The following is a 17,924-nucleotide window of genomic DNA, read 5'->3' as shown; positions in this document are numbered from 1 at the left end:
ACGCGTGCCACCCAGTCAGGTGACACGCGTTTTCCACTTTGCCCGGACGACGGATCGGGCAGCGGCTCGCCGGATCAACGATCCAGGAACGGACGGAGCTTGTCCGCGCGGCTCGGGTGCATGAGCTTGCGCATCGCCTTGCTTTCGATCTGACGAATGCGCTCGCGCGTCACGTCGAACTGCTTGCCCAGTTCTTCGAGCGTGTAGTCCGAAGCCGTATCGATGCCGAAGCGCATGCGCAGCACCTTCGCTTCGCGCGGCGACAGTGCGTTCAACGCATCGTCGATCGCGGCGCGCATGTTCGCGTGCACCGCGGCGTCCGCCGGAGACGTGGCGCCCTGATCTTCGATCATGTCACCGAGCGTGGCATCCGCGTCCTCGCCGACCGGCGTTTCCAGCGACACCGGCTGCTTCGCGATCTTGAGAATGCCGCGGATCTTCTCTTCGGGCATTTCCATGCGCTCGGCGAGCACCGACGGATGCGCTTCCTGACCGGTCTGCTGCAGGATCTCGCGCGAAATGCGGTTCAGCTTGTTGATCGTTTCGATCATGTGAACCGGCACGCGGATCGTGCGAGCCTGATCGGCGAGCGAACGCGTCACGGCCTGACGCACCCACCACGTCGCGTACGTCGAGAACTTCCAGCCGCGGCGATATTCGAACTTGTCCACCGCCTTCATCAGACCGATGTTGCCTTCCTGGATCAGATCCAGGAACTGCATGCCGCGGTTGACGTACTTCTTGGCGATCGAAATCACGAGACGCAGGTTCGCTTCGATCATCTCGCGCTTGGCCTGACGCATCTTCAGTTCCGCAGCCGTCATTTGACGGTTGATCTGCTTGAGCTGCTTGAGCGGCATTTGGACCACGCCTTCGATGTCGATGAGCTTTTGTTGCTCTGCCTGAATCGCCGGCAGGCTGCGCTCGAGCGATGCACCATATTGCTTCGAAGCCGCCGCCGTGCGCGCCGTCCATTCGAGATCGGTCTCGTGGCCCGGGAAGGACTCGACGAACTTCTCGCGCGGCATGCCGCAACGATCCACCGCGATTTGCAGCACGCGGCGCTCGATTTCACGCACTTGCGCGACCTGTTGCTGCACGTCCGCGCACAGGCGGTCGATGGTCTTCGCCGTGAAGCGAATCGAGCCGAGTTCGCGCTGGATTTCGGCGCGCGCTTTTTCGACCGCCTTCGCCGCCGCGGCGCCCGATCCCTTCGGATTGCTTGCTTGCTCGGCGAGCTCGCGCACGCGCGCGAAGATTTCAAGGCAGTCCGCCTTCAACTGCTTCAGGCGCGCTTCGTTCGATGCGCCGGCATCGCCGCCGTCGAGATCGTCTTCGTCATCCGAATCATCGTCGGATTCATCGGTGTCCGTATCGATATCGGCCGAGTCGTTTGTATCGGAAGCCGAAATATCGCCTTCTTCCGAATCCTCTTCCTTGAGGCCGTCAGCCAGATCGTCGATCTTCAGCTCGCCCGCTTCGACTTGCGCCGCATCCGCGAGAATCGTCGCAACCGTCGAAGGACACGCCGCGATCGCCTGGATCATCTCGTGCAGCCCGTCTTCGATGCGCTTCGCAATGGCGATTTCGCCCGCGCGCGTGAGCAACTCGGTCGCTCCCATTTCGCGCATGTACATGCGCACGGGGTCGGTCGTGCGGCCGAACTCGGAATCGACGGTCGACAGCGCGTTTTCCGCTTCTTCTTCCGATTGCTCGTCGGCGACGACACTCGGGGCGTTATCGCTCAGCAGCAGCGTTTCGGCATCCGGCGCGTGTTCGTAGACGGCGACGCCCATGTCGTTGAACGTGCTGACGATGGTTTCCATCGCCGCAATTTCCGCGAAGTTGTCCGGCAGGTGGTCGCTGATCTCGGCGTGCGTGAGGTAGCCGCGTTCCTTGCCCAACTGGATGAGCGCGCGCATCTGGCGCTGACGCTCTTCATTCTGCTCCGCGGTCATTGCGACATCGGGCTGCATCGTGCCGGTCTGGCCCTTTCCTTTGTTCGCCCGTCGACCTGCTGACCTGCGCGCCGGCGCGACGATGTCCAGCTCCGAATCTTCCCGATCAAAACTTGCCATACTTTCTCCTCGACAGGTTTGCTCGGCGACGACAGATCCCCGGAAGCGAGCGTAACGGCTCGCGATGATATCGATGACAGCTTCGACCACGGACGGCTTGCTGAAAATCGCATCGAGCAAAACACACAGACCGCATTCACGCGCGGTTTGCGTTTTTCAATCGCCTTTAAGGCGCAACCTTAGAGTATATCAGCACCTGCTGCAGCGCAGCAGGTGTTCTGAAAACTTTTCTCGGACGGTGCTACAAGCGCACATTTGTCTGATGAAAACATGCGCGTTTGAATCGTTACGGTCGCGACTGTCGCCGAAATGGGTCACGATCATGCTCTGGACGGAGCCACACCGGATAACACCTGCAAAAGCGAGTTCAAGGGAAATGGACTTCGCTTCCGCTGATACTGCGGCCTAATGTCATCCCTTGGCTTGTTAGTTGGGGCGTCCCCTGCTCGCTTCAAGCGCAGAATTTGCTTCAAATCGTTGATCTGAGCTTCGAAGGGACGCGTCGCCGTATGAGCAGACATTGTCCGCTCCGCCGTAACAACTCGATTGAATTCGGTGGACAGATCGCCGTGCGACGCCTCGGGAGCCGCGCGCACGATATGTCCTGCCTCGACGGCGGCGAGGAAGTCGTGGGCCCAATTGCCGGCATGTATGCGCGGTTGCGACTCGTCCCGATGACGAATGGTGATGGATCTGGCGTCAGCGGCGATGTGGTAAGTGCGGACTCCATCGCGGCTTACGAACGCTTCGCCGGCGAGATTGGCGACGGCGCTTTCGACGTGTTGCGCTCGTTCGCGCTGTTGCTCACGCGCTGTCACGGCGGCTTGTCGAGCGCGCACGCGATGGGTGAAGTCGACCGGAGCGCGCAAGAGCGTGCGTAGATAGCTTATCGGATGCGTTGCACCCCGCAGATGATCCCAACTGGCTTCGACCACGTCGGAGAGCAGCTTGCCGTGGTGCTTCGCCTCGCGCATGAGTTTGAAAATCAGGAATTCACGAAATCCCAGAGGCAGCAGGCGCTGGAGATCCGCGGGGACGCGTCCTGGTTGTCTCTTTTGAGTAGTAGGGTTTAGATCCTTATATATAGCGCCGTCTGCCACGGTGACAGACGGAGGCGCGAAAGAAAGATCCGTTTCGGCCTTTGACGACTCCACCGGCGAAGCGGCAATGAGCGTGTCGGCGTCGGTCTCGGATGCAGGCTCGATCAGTCCGAGCAATGCAGCAGCCTTAGGCGTGAGATGAATATAAGCGCGACCGAACAGGCCTGCACCGCCATAACGCATTTGAGGCGGCCTCGAGATGAACCCGGCTGCTTCCAGATCGTCGAGACTGCGGTAGAAGGTTCGCATGGATTGCATGGCGCGCCCAGTGAGCAGTTCCCGGCGCGCAAAGATCGCTGCATAAGGACGAGCTGCGTCGACGGTTCGAGCGAGCGCCGCGAGCAATGCACGAGCACGCGCGGGCAGGGCGGCGGTATGGGTTGCGCGGTGCGCTGCGCGAAAGATTACCCAGGGAAGGTTGGAACGGTCGCAAGCGTACTCTTCGAGCGCCTGCTGATCTTGTGCCCCGGCGGGAACGTCGGGAGTTTGCGGGCGAGAAGCAGCCTCGCCTGCAACGGAATGTTGCGCGATACGCATATCAAGTGCGTCCATTTCGAAAAATGGAGGACAAACGCTTGACTGCCCATCGCGTTCCGCTAAACTTCGAGGTGTGTACTCGTGACCCGATTGGCGTCGGGAAGCGGACCGGGCGATCAGCAGTAAAGCCCGATATTCAAAAGCCTTCGGTTGGCGCCGAAGGCTTTTGTCTTTTTAGCGCTTGCTAATTACATAGCGGCCTCTTTCTTGCGAATTCTTCAAGTGGTTGATTTCTAAGGAATTTCTACTAGAGTCAATCGTCTTCTAGGGTATGCGAATTGGTAAATCATTGATTTAAAACGAAAACCTACTAGAACCTCATTCCTGTTCCGATTCGCTCAGCGATCTGTTGATGAAATCAGCAATGCGCTGCCCCCATTGCTCGGCGTCCGAAGCGTCCTTCTCAAAGAAACGAACGCCGACGACACCGTTTCGCGTAGAAATCTCGCAGACTTTCCTTCTTCCTGATCGCACCACGGTCGAACTCGGAGCGGCCGTGCGCGGCTTCTCCGCGACGAATGCGACCGCCCTGTCCTGCGTGAAATTGTCGTCGTCGATCAGTCGACGAACGGCCTCCACCACCTTTTCGGATTTTCCCGCTTCCGTGAGCGCCGCCAGCTTCTGCGCCGCGTTGCTTCCCAGTCGCTCGGGCTTTTCGGCCAGCGCCGTCTTCGCTGCTTCGGGGAGGGCATCGAAAGAAAAGATCCGCGTCACGTGACTCTTGCTCAAGCCCGCGCTCTCGGAGATCTCGGTGCGAGACAGACCGCTCAGTTCTTGAAGCCGCTTGAAGTTCCAATACTTCTCGAAATCGGTCAGCGACGGCGAAAGCAGGTTCGAGAAGAACGCCGCAAATTCGATCTCGCTTTCTTCGATCGAGGCGACGTTCGCACGGATAGTCCTGCGTCCGAGTTCACGGTATGCGGCGACCCGGTTATGCCCGGCGACGATCTCATACCGGGCGTCCGGCAGTGCGCGCACGAGAATTGGCGTGGCAAGCGCATGCTGCGCAAGATTGCTCTTCAGTTCCTGAAATTGCTCGCTGGTGAGCTTGCGTCGTCGGCCGTTCACCTCGACGAGCGAATCGAGCGGCACTTCCAGTGCCGCGCGCTCTTCGAGTTGCGTCTCCAGTTCCTTGATTCGCGCCTGCGCCGTATTGATGCGATGCTGCGCATCCATCAATCGTCCCGGCGATGTGCGCGCCTCAGTGCTGACCGGACGCTGCGGCGCGCTCTCCGCCGGCTTGTTGCCGATATTTGCGGTCTTCGCGAGTAGTCTGTCCCCGATACCCATTTACGCCTCCGTCTGGTTCCAAGCGCGAACGAATTGCGCGTCAAGGTGTTCGGCGAGCCGGTCGAGCGGCTCCTTGAATCGGTTGTAGGCGGCCGTGCTGCCATCCGGTTTCGACAAGTCGTAGACCGTCGACAATTGCGCCGACGCGCCCTTCGGGACGGTCGATTCGGGGATCTCGAAGGGCAGCACGCGATCGCCGTACGCCTTTTGCAGCCAGCCGCGCACGACGCGCGACACGTCGTCCGATTTTGCCTTCGTCAGGATTACGTTGACGAAATCGAAGCGCTTCTGCTCGAGCACGCCGGGCAGTTTCTTCGCGATGTCCGCGAAGAGGTGCCAGAACTGCGTCGAGCTTGCGAAGTCGAGCGCCTCGGGCGGGCAGGGCAGGAGGATCGCGTCCGACGCCAGCAGCGCATTGATCGTCAGGTAGCTGAGCGCGGGCGGCGTGTCGATGATCACGGCGTCGTACTCGCTGGTGAGCGGCATCAGGCCTTTGCGCACGATCTCCCAGAATTCGAACGTGCTATCGTTCAGAACCTTGGCGGGGATCTCGAATTCGGCGTCGAAGAGAGACGAGGACGCCGGGATGAGATCCAGGTTGTGCCAGTACGTCTCTTGCACCGCGTATTGCAGCGTGTTCTGATCGCCGTAGATGAGCGGAAGAAGGGTCTGATCGTCCGAAATCTCCGCGTCCGGCGCCCAGCCGCATAGTTGCGTGGTCGTGCCCTGCGGATCGCAATCGATGACGAGCACCTTACGGCCGAGCAGCGTCAACGCTTGTGCCGCCGACACCGCGGTCGTGGTCTTGGCGACCCCGCCCTTGAAGTTGGCGACGGTTACGATTCGCCCGCGCTTGCCCTCGGGCCGGCGCGCGCGTTCCTTCGTCGCGCGGATCCAGGTCAGCGTTTCCTCGAGCGTGAATTCCTTGCTGCGGCCGGCGCCCTTGGACGTTCCCGCAGGCAACTCGCCCTTGGTCGTCAGGTACTGGAACCGCTGCTTGTCGATACCGCACAGCGATGCCACCTGGGAACTGGTGAACGTTGGCGCACTCTTGCGCGGATACGGCTCCAGCATCGCATCGCGAATCTGGTTGAGAATGTCAGTGGCTTGGGCGGCCACCCCCAAGAGCGTTTCGATCGAAACGGATTGATCGACTTCGGGAAGCCGGGCGCTTAACATGGAGTTCGCAGTCACTGGCGGGCCTGGGTAAGCAAAAAATTCTTCGGTTTGTGGAAAACAAGCTGCAAACCGAAGAATAAACGGCGAACCGGTAAACCTCAAGTAAACTCTGAAGTACTTGATCGCCCGCACCGGGCATTTTTACAACGCCGCGCGGCCTGCGTTTACGCGAAATCAACCCGCTATGAGTGCTTTTTGGGGCGCGACGCGTGGCGGATCAGCTTCTCGACCCCGAGAAAGCGTCCGGAATCTTCTTGCTGAAGATAGAGGGAAGTGGTCGACAGATCGGCGTGGCCGAGTCCGGCGCCGACTTCGCGCAGTTCCGCGCCGTGACCGAGCGCGTGCGTCGAGTGGGTGTGGCGCAACCAGTGCGTGCTGACCTTTCGCAGATGCCGGCCGCTGCCGGGCGCGCGTGCATCGAGAATGGCGGCCGCGCGCATGAAAATCCCCTTGAAGATCTTGCCGATCCCGTCGGGCGTGATGGGCTGTCCACCGCGCGCCTGCGCCAGAACCGGCGTGCCGGCCGCGCACGCAAGCGGCCCCGGCAGCCCGCGCAGCGCCAGATTTTCTTCCAGTGCATCGACGACGACCGGCGGCAAAAGCACCGTTCGCGGCGAACTCCGACCCGAGTCGACCGCGAGCCGCCAGACGGCGCCATCCACGCCGCGCAAGCGTCCGACGCTCAACGCGTCGGTGGTCGCGGCGGCCAGTTCAGCCCGGCGCAAGCCGGTGGCGTAGGCCAGGAGCAGCGCCAATCGGTCGCGATGCTCGGAAAACGTGTATTCCTCGCGCGTGACCGACTGAAGCACGGTTTGCCACTGCTGCAGGTCGAGCGTGCGCCCGGCTGAGTCGAAGACCGGCGGCGACGCCGCGCGCGCGAGACCGGCGAACGGATTCGTCGCCAGATACGCTTCCCGGACGAGCCATTCGCACATCGCGCTCAGAATGGAACGTGCGCTCTCGCGGCTGCGATCGGAAAGCGGGCCGCCAAACGGCCGCCAGCTCGAGACATGCCGCTCGCCGCGCCGCGCCGAGACCCAGCGGGAAGCCGGCTGCGGATCCGGAAGAAACGTGTCGATGTACTCCGCGCCTTCCCGGCCGTCGAGCGACGATAGCGGCTTGCCCTTTTCCAACAGTGCCCAGAGCAACAGGCGCTCCGCCTCGCGCCGATAGGCGCGCCGCGTGTGCTCGCTGGCCGAATGCGCGTCGAGCCAGGCGAAAATCGCGCGAATATCCGTGTCGAAGCGCGCGTTCGCGCCTGCCCGATTCGATCCTCTCGATCCATCCAGCGCCGCCGGCACGCGCAACGCCTCCAGCGGCGCCATGACCAGCGCGTCATTTTCCGAAGCCGCCGCATGACGGGCGAGCGCGGCGTGTTCCGGCCCCCACTGGCGTCGCGGAAGCAGGACAAGCGGGGAGAGCGAGTGCTGTAGCGCGTGGGCGTGGAGTTGCAGCCAGTCGACGATTCGTTGCGCGCCTTTCGGGCCCAAACGCGGCACGGCGGCGTACCAGCGATGACGCCGTTTCTCGATGAGCCCGATGACATCGGCGATGGTCGTCAGACCGGCTGCCGTCAGACGCGCGGTGACGGCCGGCTCGAACCAGCCATCGATGGGATGATCCTGCCGCGGATCCTGCGCGAGGCTTGCCTCCATGCGCGCGAGCGCTTCCGCCTGCCTGCGCCGCAACCGGGCATTTCGCGCAACCCGGCGATCGAGCGCGGGCGACGTATTCGGCGGATATTCCTCCTCATACAGCGCCAGCAGCTCGGATTCGCCGTACACGCCGTCCGGGTCGATCCGTTCGCGGAAGTCGTCGAGCGTGGGAACGGCGGCCGCCGCCGGCGACGGTTCGAAAAGCGGAATGCTGCCCGGGCGAAGCCGCAGCAGATGCGCGGCCTCGGTATCGCGTGCGCGGCGGGCGAGGACCGAGAGCGTGTCGCGCAGCGCGTCGATCAACCGGCGCGTGGCGCGGACATCAGTACCGGCATCGCCATAGGAAGCATGCAATTGCGCTTCCGAGACGCCGTCGAGATAACCGCGATAAAGCGCGAAGTGCTGGCGAGTGAGACGGCTCGGGGTGCGCAGACGCGCGGCATCGGCGCTGGTTGCCGCCGCGCCACTCGCCAAATGTTGGCTGCCGCGTGCCGTGTCGCTAGTCATTTATCCTTTCTTTTCAATTATTTGCGGGAAGGTTATCAACCAGCTTCGAATTTGGCAAGGAAAATCGCTACATCTGATAAGTCAAATTATCAGCATTGCAAGTCGCCAACCGCGCTGACGCGTGGCCCGGTCGGGCGCGCTTGAATGTTCACTCGGCCCGGCGCATATTTTCAGCACGCCCATAGCCGGTATCCGCAGGAGAAACGAGCCGATGCTTGATCCTGTACGCCACGCTTCGAAACCGCCCGAGGGGGATGACGCGTTCCGCCCGAGCCTGCCGGAGGTGTACGCGTCGGTGCAGGTGCCGGCGAGCGGCCGATGGATTCGCCGCTTCCTCGCGTTCGCCGGGCCGGGCTACATGATTTCCGTCGGCTACATGGACCCGGGCAACTGGGCGACGGACATCGCCGGCGGGTCGCGCTTCGGCTATACGCTGCTCACGGTCATCCTGTTGTCGAATCTGATGGCGATTCTGCTTCAGGCGCTGGCCGTGCGCCTGGGCGTCGCGACCGGACGCGATCTCGCGCAAGCGTGCCGCGACCACTACTCGAAGCCGGTGAATTTCGCGCTATGGCTCGCGTGCGAGGCAGCGATCGTCGCGTGCGATCTGGCCGAAGTGATCGGCACGGCCATCGCGCTGAAACTGCTGTTCGGCATTCCGCTGATCGCGGGCGCGCTGCTCACCGCGCTCGATGCTTTCCTTCTGCTGCTGCTGATGAACAAGGGCTTCCGCTTGCTGGAGGCGTTCGTCATCACGCTGCTCGTCGTGATCGCGGGCTGTTTCGCGCTGCAAATCGCCGCCGCCGCGCCGCCTCTGGCCGATGTGCTGCACGGCTTCGTGCCGTCGCCCCGGATCGTCGCGGACCGCGAGATGCTGTATGTGGCGATCGGCATTCTCGGCGCGACCGTCATGCCGCACAACCTCTATCTGCATTCGTCGGTCGTGCAGACGCGCGCGTATGGCAAGTCCGTCGAGGCGCGGCGCGACGCGATCCGCTGGGCGACGATCGACAGCACCATCGCGCTGACGCTCGCGCTTTTCATCAACGCGGCGATCCTGATCGTGGCCGCCGCCGTGTTTCACGCGAGCGGGCACGACGAAGTGGCGGAAATCGGCGACGCCTTCCGCTTGCTGTCGCCGCTTCTGGGTCTGAGCATCGCGTCGACGCTGTTCGCCGTCGCGCTGCTCGCCTCGGGCCTCAACTCGACGGTCACCGCGACGCTCGCCGGCCAGATCGTGATGGAAGGCTTTCTGCGCCTGCGCATTCCGAACTGGGCGCGCCGGCTCGTCACGCGCGGGATCGCCATCGTTCCCGTGATCGTCGTGACGGCCATCTATGGCGAGAAGGGCACGGGGCAGCTGCTCGTGCTGAGCCAGGTGATCCTGTCGATGCAACTGCCGTTCGCTGTCATTCCGCTGGTGCGTTTCGTGTCGGACCGCCGCAAGATGGGCATCTTCGCCATTTCGCGCTGGACGCGCGCGCTGGCGTGGCTCGTCGCGGGCGTGATCGTCGTGCTGAATGTGAAGCTGCTGGCCGACACGCTGTTCTCGTGAGCGCGCGGCGCGCCCCAACAAGCAAAAACCCACTATATAGAAGGAGGCGCAAACAATGAGCGGCACGTTCATCGACATCGCGCTTCGCGACGGCACGACCATTCCCGCCTACGTGACGCATCCCGAAACGGGATCGGGCCCGGGCATCGTTTTGCTGCACGACACATCGGGACTCGATGACTTCATCAAGCGCACCGCAGACCTGTACGCCGAAGAAAGCTATGTCGTGCTCGCGCCGCAGCTTCCCGCACGCGATCCGCAGCCCGGCGGCATCGCCGCAGAAAACTTCGCGGCGCTGGTCGACAGCGTCCGCGCGCTGCCGCCGCATGCCGGAAAGATCGGCGTGGTCGGCTTCGGGCGCGGAGGGCGGCTCGCGACGCGCATTGCCGCGCAGGCCGACGTCGATTGCGCCGCCTGCTACTACGCCGACGACTTCGCCACCTGCCTGGCCGATATCCCGACGATCCGCTGCCCGATCGTGTTTCACTTTCCGGAGCACGGCACGCACGACCAGCGCGAGATCGAAACCGCGCTCGCGGGCAAGCCGCACATCGAACGATATGGGTATCCGGGCTGCGCGCCGGGCTTCATCGAAGTCGGCAGCCCGCCGTGATCCGCTTTCGCGGCGACAAGCTCTACAACGAACACATCTACTGGGATCAGGCTTCGGTGCTCGTGCAGATCGGCGTGCTGAATCCGGAAGGGTTGCCGGTGGCGGGACGGCAGACGGCCAAGAAGCTCATCGACGAGACCCTGCCGAGCAACGAGCTGATGCCGAACTGGGCGACGAGCGAGGACGAGCCTATCTAGCGCGATGAACGGCGCATTGCACCGCGCGCTTTGCATAAGCGCAATGCGTGAACTACTCTGACCTCAAGTTTGCGGACGAGCACGATCAGCCGAAGGCGAGCATCGGTGTAACGATGCGCGGGAATGCTGAATAATTTGAAATCGTCCGTACGGCCGGAGAACTCATGCGCCGCTCGCCGCTTCCAGTTCGATCGACGCCGCTCGCTCATGCGCTATCTTTCGCGTTCGGCGTCTCCTGTCTCTTTCGCGTGTCGTCCGCGCTCGGCGCGTGCGACCACAACGCGCCTCAATCCGGCCAGACGGCCACGTGCGATACGCGTGCGCCGAATCCGTCCACCTTGCCGGTCATCGCCGTGCCGGGCAGCGTCAATGTGACGATCAACGTGTTGCCGGGCGCCGAGCTCGATATCAGCAGCGACAATGGTCTTTTCGTGCGCAACACGAGTACGGCCACGAACGACGGAATCATGCGCGTGACCGGTGACAATTTCGACGGCATGACATCGCAGGGCACCATATCCGGACGCAACACGCTCGTGAACCGGGGCGCCGTCTTCACGACCGGCTTCAACGCGGAAGCGATATTCAACAACGCGGCCGCCGTCACGATGCGCAACGAAGCCGGAGGCACGCTCACGACGAGCGGCGCGAACGCCACCGCGATGAACGATTTCGCAAGCCCCGGCGGCGGCACGCTGATCAACGACGGCGCCATCGTCACGAGCGGCTCCGGATCGAGCGCCATGGGCGCGCGCACGGGCGGCGACACACTCGTCAACAACGGCTCGATCACGACGACGGGCGCGACGGCACACGGCATGGTGGTCAACGGCACGCCCGGCGGCAATGTGCTCACCAACAACGGCACGATCGACGTCTCCGGGAACAACGCGAACGGCATTGTTTCACTCGATGCATCGCCTGGCGCGATCACCAACACGGGAACGATCACCGCGCGCGGCACGGGCGGACTGGGCGTGTCCGTCGCCAGTCGAGCCGCGATCACGAATGCGGCGGGTGCGGGCATCGAAAGCCAGCGCGCGGGCGGCATCGTCGCGAACGGCGGGGGCACGCTCGACAACGCGGGCACGATTCGCGGCGTGACTGGCGTGACGGTCGCGGGCGGCGCCGAAACCATCACCAACACCGGCACGATTCGCGGCATGACCGGCGAGGGCATCGTTGCGAGCGGCCGGATCAATGTCTCGATCACCAATACGGGCACGATTGCAGGAGGCGCGGGCGTCGCGGTGCGCACGGATACCGGCAACGACACGTTCAACATGAACGGCGGCACCGTCACCGGACAGATCCGCCAGGGCGACGGCTTCGACGCGTTCACGATGACGGCGGGCCAGGTCGATTCGCTCGATCAGGGCGATACCCGCGACAACTTCACGATGTCGGGCGGGCGCATCGTGGGCGTGTTTGTCAATGGCGACGTCGCGCAGATGACGGGCGGGCGCATCGGCAGCGTGGACCTGAACGTCGGCAACAACGTGTTCGACATGTCGGGCGGGCAAGTCGACGGCAACGTGAGCGCCGCGCAGAACGACGACACGTTCACGCTTTCCGGCGGGACGATCGGCGGACGCGTCGATCTCGGCAGCGGCGTCAATTCGCTGACGATCTCGGGCGGCTCGATCGGGAAGGGCGTCACGACGACCTTCGGCAACGATACGATGACGTGGAGCGGCGGCACGATCAGCGGGCCGGTATCGCTAGGCGCGGGCAACGACTCGGCGATCATCCGCAACCTGAACGATACGACGCTCGCGGCGATGAGCCGCTTCGACGGCGCAGCGGGTTCGGATTCCCTCACGTTCGACAACGTGCAGGCGAGCGGGCTGAGCCGCTTCACCGGATGGGAGACGATCAACGCGTCGAATGGCACGCAGCTCAGCTTTGACGCGAACGGCCTCGTACTCGGCGATGCCGCGAGCGGCACGGGCACGTTCAATCTCGATGCGACGAGCACCATTTTCGCGGGCGGCGTCGGGCGCACGTCGATACAGCCTGCGGTGGCCGGGCAGCTCGTCATGTTGAACAACGCGGGGACGATCGATCTGACGAGCGGCGGCGCCGGCACGAGCGACGAGTTCGTCGTGAACGGAAACTACACGGGCAACAACGGGCGGCTCCTGGTGCAGAGCGTGCTTGGCGCGGATGGCGCGCCGAGCGACAAGCTGGTGATCGCGCAGGGCGCGGGCGGCGGCACGACGTCGCTCGGCGTGACGAACGTCGGCGGGACGGGCGGACTGACAGCCAACGACGGGATTCTGGTCGTGCAGGCGACGAATGGCGCGACGACGTCGGCGGGGGCGTTCACGCTTGCCCGTCCGCTGGAGGCGGGCGCGTACACGTATTACCTGTTCAAGGGCGGGGTCAGCCAGGGAACGGCGGATAACTGGTATCTGCGTTCTAGCGTGCCGCCGGTTCCGGCTCCTACACCGGCACCGGGTCCGGGTCCGACGCAGCCGGCAACGCCAACTCCGGCACCAGCGCCAGCACCGACACCGACACCGACACCGACACCGACACCGACACCGACACCGGCACCGGCACCGGGACCGGGACCGGGACCAACGCCAACGCCAACGCCAACACCAACGCCAACGCCAACACCAACACCAACGCCAACACCAACGCCAACACCAACACCAACACCAACGCCAACACCAACGCCAACACCAACGCCAACGCCAACACCAACACCAACACCAACACCAACGCCAACGCCAACGCCAACACCAACGCCAACACCAACACCAACGCCAACACCAACGCCAGCACCCGCCCCAACCAACCCCGCCCCCACAGCCGCAGCCGGCACACCCCCGCTTCCGCCGCCGCCACCGCCCGGCGCGGCGCCGACGCCCCTCTATCGCATGGAAGTGCCCGTCTACGCCGAAGTGCCGGGAATCGCGCGCGAACTGGCGATCCAGCAGATCGGCACTTTCCACGAGCGTCAGGGCGAGCAAATGCTGGTGACGGAGAACGGTACGCTCCCCGCCGCATGGGCGCGCGTCTGGGGCGGCCACGCGACGCTGCACAACAGTGGAGCGGCCGATCCTGAATTCAGCGGCGGCATCGGCGGCGTTCAGGTCGGCCACGACATCCATGCCGATACGATGGCGAACGGCCATCGCAACCACTACGGCTTTTTCCTGGGCTTCGCGCGCGCGAGCGGCGACATCAGCGGTTTCGCGCTCGGTTTTCCCAACTCCGAAGTCGGCCATCTGTCGATCAACGCCTATAGCGCGGGGCTCTACTGGACGCACATCGGCCCGAGCGGCTGGTACACGGACGCGGTGTTGCTCGGCAGCGCGCTCACGGCCGATCCGGTATCGAACCGCGGCATCGGCGCGACGACGCACGGCAGCGCGTTCGCCGCGTCGATCGAAGCGGGCTTGCCGATTCCGCTTCCGGCGGGTCTCGGCATCGAGCCGCAGGCGCAACTCATCTGGCAGCACGTCACGTTGAACGACATCGACGACGGCATCTCGACCGTGTCCTTCGACGAGGCGAGCGGCCTGATCGGCCGCCTCGGCGTCCGCTTCTACGGCCGCTTCGATGCGGCCGGCACGTCGTTCGAGCCGTATCTGCGCGCGAATCTCTGGCGCTACTTCGGAGCGACCGACACCACGACCTTCGCGGGCACGACCGTCATCCCGACGAACGTCTCGGCTACGACCGCGCAATTCGGCGCGGGCATCGTCGCGAAGCTCGGCGCGCGGGGCAGTCTGTTCGCGAACGTGGGCTACACGACGAACGTCGGGGGCGCGCATCGCAGCGCGATCGAGGGAGGGGCGGGCATGCGCTGGAAGTGGTGAGCCGTTGCATACTATGGTCACGCGAAAAAAACATCAGGAGACGAGCATGACCGATGCGACCGGCGACAACCGCGCGCCTCGATGTCCCTACCATGAAGCCACCCGGACCGAAGGTCTCGCCCCGAACGGCTGCCCGGTGAGCGCGCGCGCCGCCGAGTTCGACCCCTTCGGCGACGGCTATCAACAGGACCCGCCCGAATACGTGCGCTGGGCCCGTGACCAGGAGCCGGTGTTCTGGAGCCCGAAGCTCGGCTACTGGGTCGTCACGCGCTACGACGACATCAAGGCGATCTTCCGCGACAACATCACGTTCAGCCCGTCCATCGCACTCGAGAAGATCACCCCAACCGGCCCCGAGGCGAACGCCGTGCTCGCGTCCTACGGCTTCGCGCTGAACCGCACGCTCGTAAACGAGGACGAACCCGCGCACATGCCGCGCCGCCGCGCGCTGATGGACCCGTTCACGCCCGAGGCCCTCGCGCATCACGAACCGATGGTGCGCGCGCTCGCGCGCGAGTATGTCGACCGCTTCATCGACGACGGCCGCGCCGATCTCGTCGATCAGATGCTGTGGGAAGTGCCGCTCACCGTCGCGCTGCACTTTCTCGGCGTGCCCGAGGAGGACATGGACACGCTGCGCCGTTATTCCATCGCGCACACGGTCAACACATGGGGGCGACCGAAGCCCGAGGAGCAGGTCGAAGTCGCGCACGCGGTCGGCAAGTTCTGGCAATACGCGGGCAAGGTGCTCGACAAGATGCGCGAGGATCCATCGGGTCCGGGTTGGATGCAATACGGCATTCGCAAGCAGAAGGAGCTGCCGGAGGTCGTGACCGACTCGTATCTGCATTCGATGATGATGGCAGGCATCGTCGCCGCGCACGAGACGACGGCCAACGCCACCGCGAACGCACTCAAGCTCCTGCTACAGCATCCTCAGGCATGGCGCGATATCTGCGAGGACCCGGGCCTGATCCCGAACGCCGTCGAAGAATGCCTGCGCCATAACGGTTCGGTCGCGGCGTGGCGGCGGCTCGCGACGAAGGACGTGACGATCGGGGGCATCGACATTTCTGCGGGCTCGAAGCTCCTGATCGTCACGTCGTCGGCGAATCACGATCAACATCGGTTCGCCGGTGCCGATCTTTTCGACATCCGCCGCGAAAACGCCAGCGATCAGCTGACCTTCGGCTATGGCGCGCATCAGTGCATGGGCAAGAACCTCGCGCGCATGGAGATGCAGATCTTCCTCGACGAGCTCACCCGCCGCCTGCCGCACATGCGTCTTGCCGAGCAGCGCTTCACGTACGTGCCGAACACGTCGTTTCGCGGGCCGGAGCATCTTCATGTCGAGTGGGATCCGGCGAAGAATCCCGAGCGCGCCGATCCATCCGTGCGCGAGCCGCGCGCGGTGGTGCGCATCGGCGAGCCGTCGTCGCATGCGGTGAGCCGCGCGGTGATCGTCGAGTCGGTTGTGGATTGCGCGGACCGGATCGTGCGCGTGCGGCTGGTATCGGCTGACGGCCGTGATCTGCCGCGCTGGACGGCGGGCTCGCATGTGGATGTCGTCTGCGGCGAGACTGGCATATCGCGCCAATATTCGCTGTGCGGCGACCCCGACGACGCCAGTCCGTTCGAAATCGCCGTGCTGCGCGAGACCGCGAGCCGCGGAGGCTCGGCCTGGGTGCACGAGAATGTGAAGCCCGGCGCGCAATGGCGCATTCGCGGTCCGCGCAATCATTTTCGTCTCGACGAGACCGCGAGGAAACTCGTGCTGATCGCGGGCGGCATCGGCATTACGCCGATCAGCGCGATGGCGCGCCGCGCGCGCTCCCTCGGCATGGATTACGAAGTCCATTACAGCGGGCGCTCGCGCGCGTCGATGGCACTGCTCGACGAGATGCGCACGCTGCATGGCGAGCGCCTGTTCGCGTATGTGTCGGACGAAGGCACACGCAACGATTTCGCGGCGCTTGCCGTGAGCGAGGGCACGCAGGTCTACGCGTGCGGACCGGCGCGCATGCTCGACGCGCTCGGGCGGGCGAGCGCATCCTGGCCCGATGACACGCTGAAGATCGAGCACTTCGAATCGGTGCTCGGCACGCTCGACCCCGCGAACGAAGACGCGTTCGATGTCGAACTGAAGGATTCGGGCCTTGTGTTGACCGTGCCCGCCGATCAGACGCTGCTCACGACGCTCAGGCGCGCGAACGTCGACGTGCAGAGCGACTGCGAGGAAGGACTGTGCGGATCGTGCGAAGTGCGCGTGCTCGAAGGCGAAATCGACCACCGCGACGTGGTGCTGACCAAAACCGAGCGCCAGTCGAACCGGCGAATGATGGCGTGCTGCTCACGCGCGAAAGGCAAGAAACTCGTTTTGGCGCTGTGACGGGCCGATATTGCGCCGGGGACGGATGACATCCCGTCCGGCAAATCAGCACCGTTTAATCTTGCGGGCTTTCATCGGCGCGTCATATACCAGCTTTATTGCGACTTTATTACTGCGGTAAAGATCGATTGGCTATACGTGCTGATTAATTTGCATATATGGAATAATGTAACAATTCGTATTTGTGATCACGGGGCTTCTGAAATCACATTCAAACTGGATGCCTGCGCGGTCCATAGTCCGCGACGCACGTCTGCATCAGGTATTACCACCAGGTGGCCAATCGATTGAGCAATCAGCGCAATTTTGTTGTCATATAGGATGATTATTGAACGTGCGTTCGCGAATTGCTGCAGTCTCCTGCATGTTTGTTAAGGGTTTTTTCCATTGACTAGGGTTTATACCTACTAATATGAAATTTTTTACGCATGTTTTGCGTTTAGAATAAATTCCAATTTGGTGCGACGCACAAGCTCGCACAACCGAATAACTTCCGAATGCCCCGTCAAGCGTCAGCGCGAATAGTCGCGCGATCGAGTCATGCACGCGTGATTCATCGGTGGCAAGCCAGAGAGAAGGCCGGTGCTTAACCTGAGAGATTTTATTAAAGGCCCATATAAATGGACCACGCTACACGCTTCGAAATTGCCGCATCCCTCCTGGAATTTTTTCCGCGGAACGAGCAATGGCTCATAGGTCAGGTCGTTCCGTAGCGGGTGCGACGCTCGTTGCAGTCGCGCGCTCATGCATCGGACGGTCGGACCATTGCTCCGCACTCGACAATGCGCCTCAATCCGCCCGGATTCGAATCGAATTCATCCAGTCCATTCAATATGGACGCGCATTTCCGTGTCGCGCGAATCCCATCGCGGCCGGAAATCCCGCTCACGCTTTCCCTGTTTGACGAGGATAGAAAATGACTGACGTAGTGATCGTATCGGCCGCGCGTACAGCGGTTGGCAAGTTCGGCGGCTCGCTCGCGAAGATCGCG

9 protein-coding genes and 1 pseudogene are annotated in these 17,924 nt (G+C 63.3%); 5 read left to right on the top strand and 5 right to left on the bottom strand.

Features of this window, described 5'->3' with window-relative positions:
• Nucleotides 1–74: 74 nt before the first annotated feature.
• The 5 genes from rpoD to AWB83_RS01995 all read right to left on the bottom strand — a co-directional run bounded on the left by rpoD (nt 75) and on the right by AWB83_RS01995 (nt 8,346).
• Nucleotides 75–2,078 carry an RNA polymerase sigma factor RpoD gene (gene rpoD, locus AWB83_RS02015; protein ID WP_087042589.1) on the bottom strand — a complete coding sequence of 668 codons (2,004 nt, stop codon included), beginning with the start codon at nt 2,076–2,078 and terminating at the stop codon, nt 75–77.
• 320 nt (nt 2,079–2,398) lie between these two features.
• Complete coding sequence (locus tag AWB83_RS02010) at nt 2,399–3,730, bottom strand: replication protein O (RefSeq protein WP_087042588.1); 1,332 nt, start codon at nt 3,728–3,730, stop codon at nt 2,399–2,401.
• 303 nt (nt 3,731–4,033) lie between these two features.
• Nucleotides 4,034–4,891, bottom strand: coding sequence for a ParB/RepB/Spo0J family partition protein (locus AWB83_RS02005; RefSeq protein WP_087042836.1), 858 nt, complete (start codon nt 4,889–4,891; stop codon nt 4,034–4,036).
• Nucleotides 4,892–5,005: 114 nt separating this feature from the next.
• Nucleotides 5,006–6,184, bottom strand: a complete 1,179-nt coding sequence (locus AWB83_RS02000; protein WP_087042587.1) for a ParA family protein — start codon at nt 6,182–6,184, stop codon at nt 5,006–5,008.
• A 182-nt stretch (nt 6,185–6,366) separates the two neighbouring features.
• Nucleotides 6,367–8,346 (bottom strand): site-specific integrase, encoded by a 1,980-nt coding sequence (locus AWB83_RS01995; protein ID WP_087042586.1) that lies wholly within the window; start codon nt 8,344–8,346, stop codon nt 6,367–6,369.
• A 211-nt stretch (nt 8,347–8,557) separates the two neighbouring features.
• On the opposite strand from AWB83_RS01995, the gene AWB83_RS01990 reads away from it, so the two are divergent.
• The 5 genes and pseudogenes from AWB83_RS01990 (at nt 8,558) to AWB83_RS01975 (ending at nt 16,933) form a co-directional block, all read left to right on the top strand.
• A complete protein-coding gene (locus AWB83_RS01990) occupies nt 8,558–9,901 on the top strand; it encodes an Nramp family divalent metal transporter (protein WP_087042585.1) in 1,344 nt (447 codons plus the stop codon).
• 55 nt (nt 9,902–9,956) lie between these two features.
• On the top strand, nt 9,957–10,514 hold the full coding sequence (locus AWB83_RS01985) for a dienelactone hydrolase family protein (RefSeq protein ID WP_374729042.1): 558 nt from the start codon (nt 9,957–9,959) through the stop codon (nt 10,512–10,514).
• Nucleotides 10,508–10,711 (top strand): annotated as a pseudogene (locus AWB83_RS37670) (carboxymethylenebutenolidase); the annotation flags it as partial. The gene AWB83_RS01985 and the pseudogene AWB83_RS37670, both read left to right, overlap by 7 nt.
• A gap of 164 nt (nt 10,712–10,875) precedes the next feature.
• Nucleotides 10,876–14,544 (top strand): autotransporter outer membrane beta-barrel domain-containing protein, encoded by a 3,669-nt coding sequence (locus AWB83_RS01980; RefSeq protein WP_087042584.1) that lies wholly within the window; start codon nt 10,876–10,878, stop codon nt 14,542–14,544.
• 46 nt (nt 14,545–14,590) lie between these two features.
• The gene (locus AWB83_RS01975) at nt 14,591–16,933 is read left to right on the top strand and encodes a cytochrome P450/oxidoreductase (protein WP_087042583.1); all 2,343 of its coding nucleotides are present in this window, start codon (nt 14,591–14,593) and stop codon (nt 16,931–16,933) included.
• Nucleotides 16,934–17,924: the final 991 nt, after the last annotated feature.

The organism is Caballeronia ptereochthonis, from assembly GCF_001545075.1.
GTDB lineage: Bacteria > Pseudomonadota > Gammaproteobacteria > Burkholderiales > Burkholderiaceae > Caballeronia > Caballeronia ptereochthonis.
The sequence above is the reverse complement of the archived record's forward strand: the minus strand, read 5'-3'. Positions and strand labels throughout refer to the sequence as shown.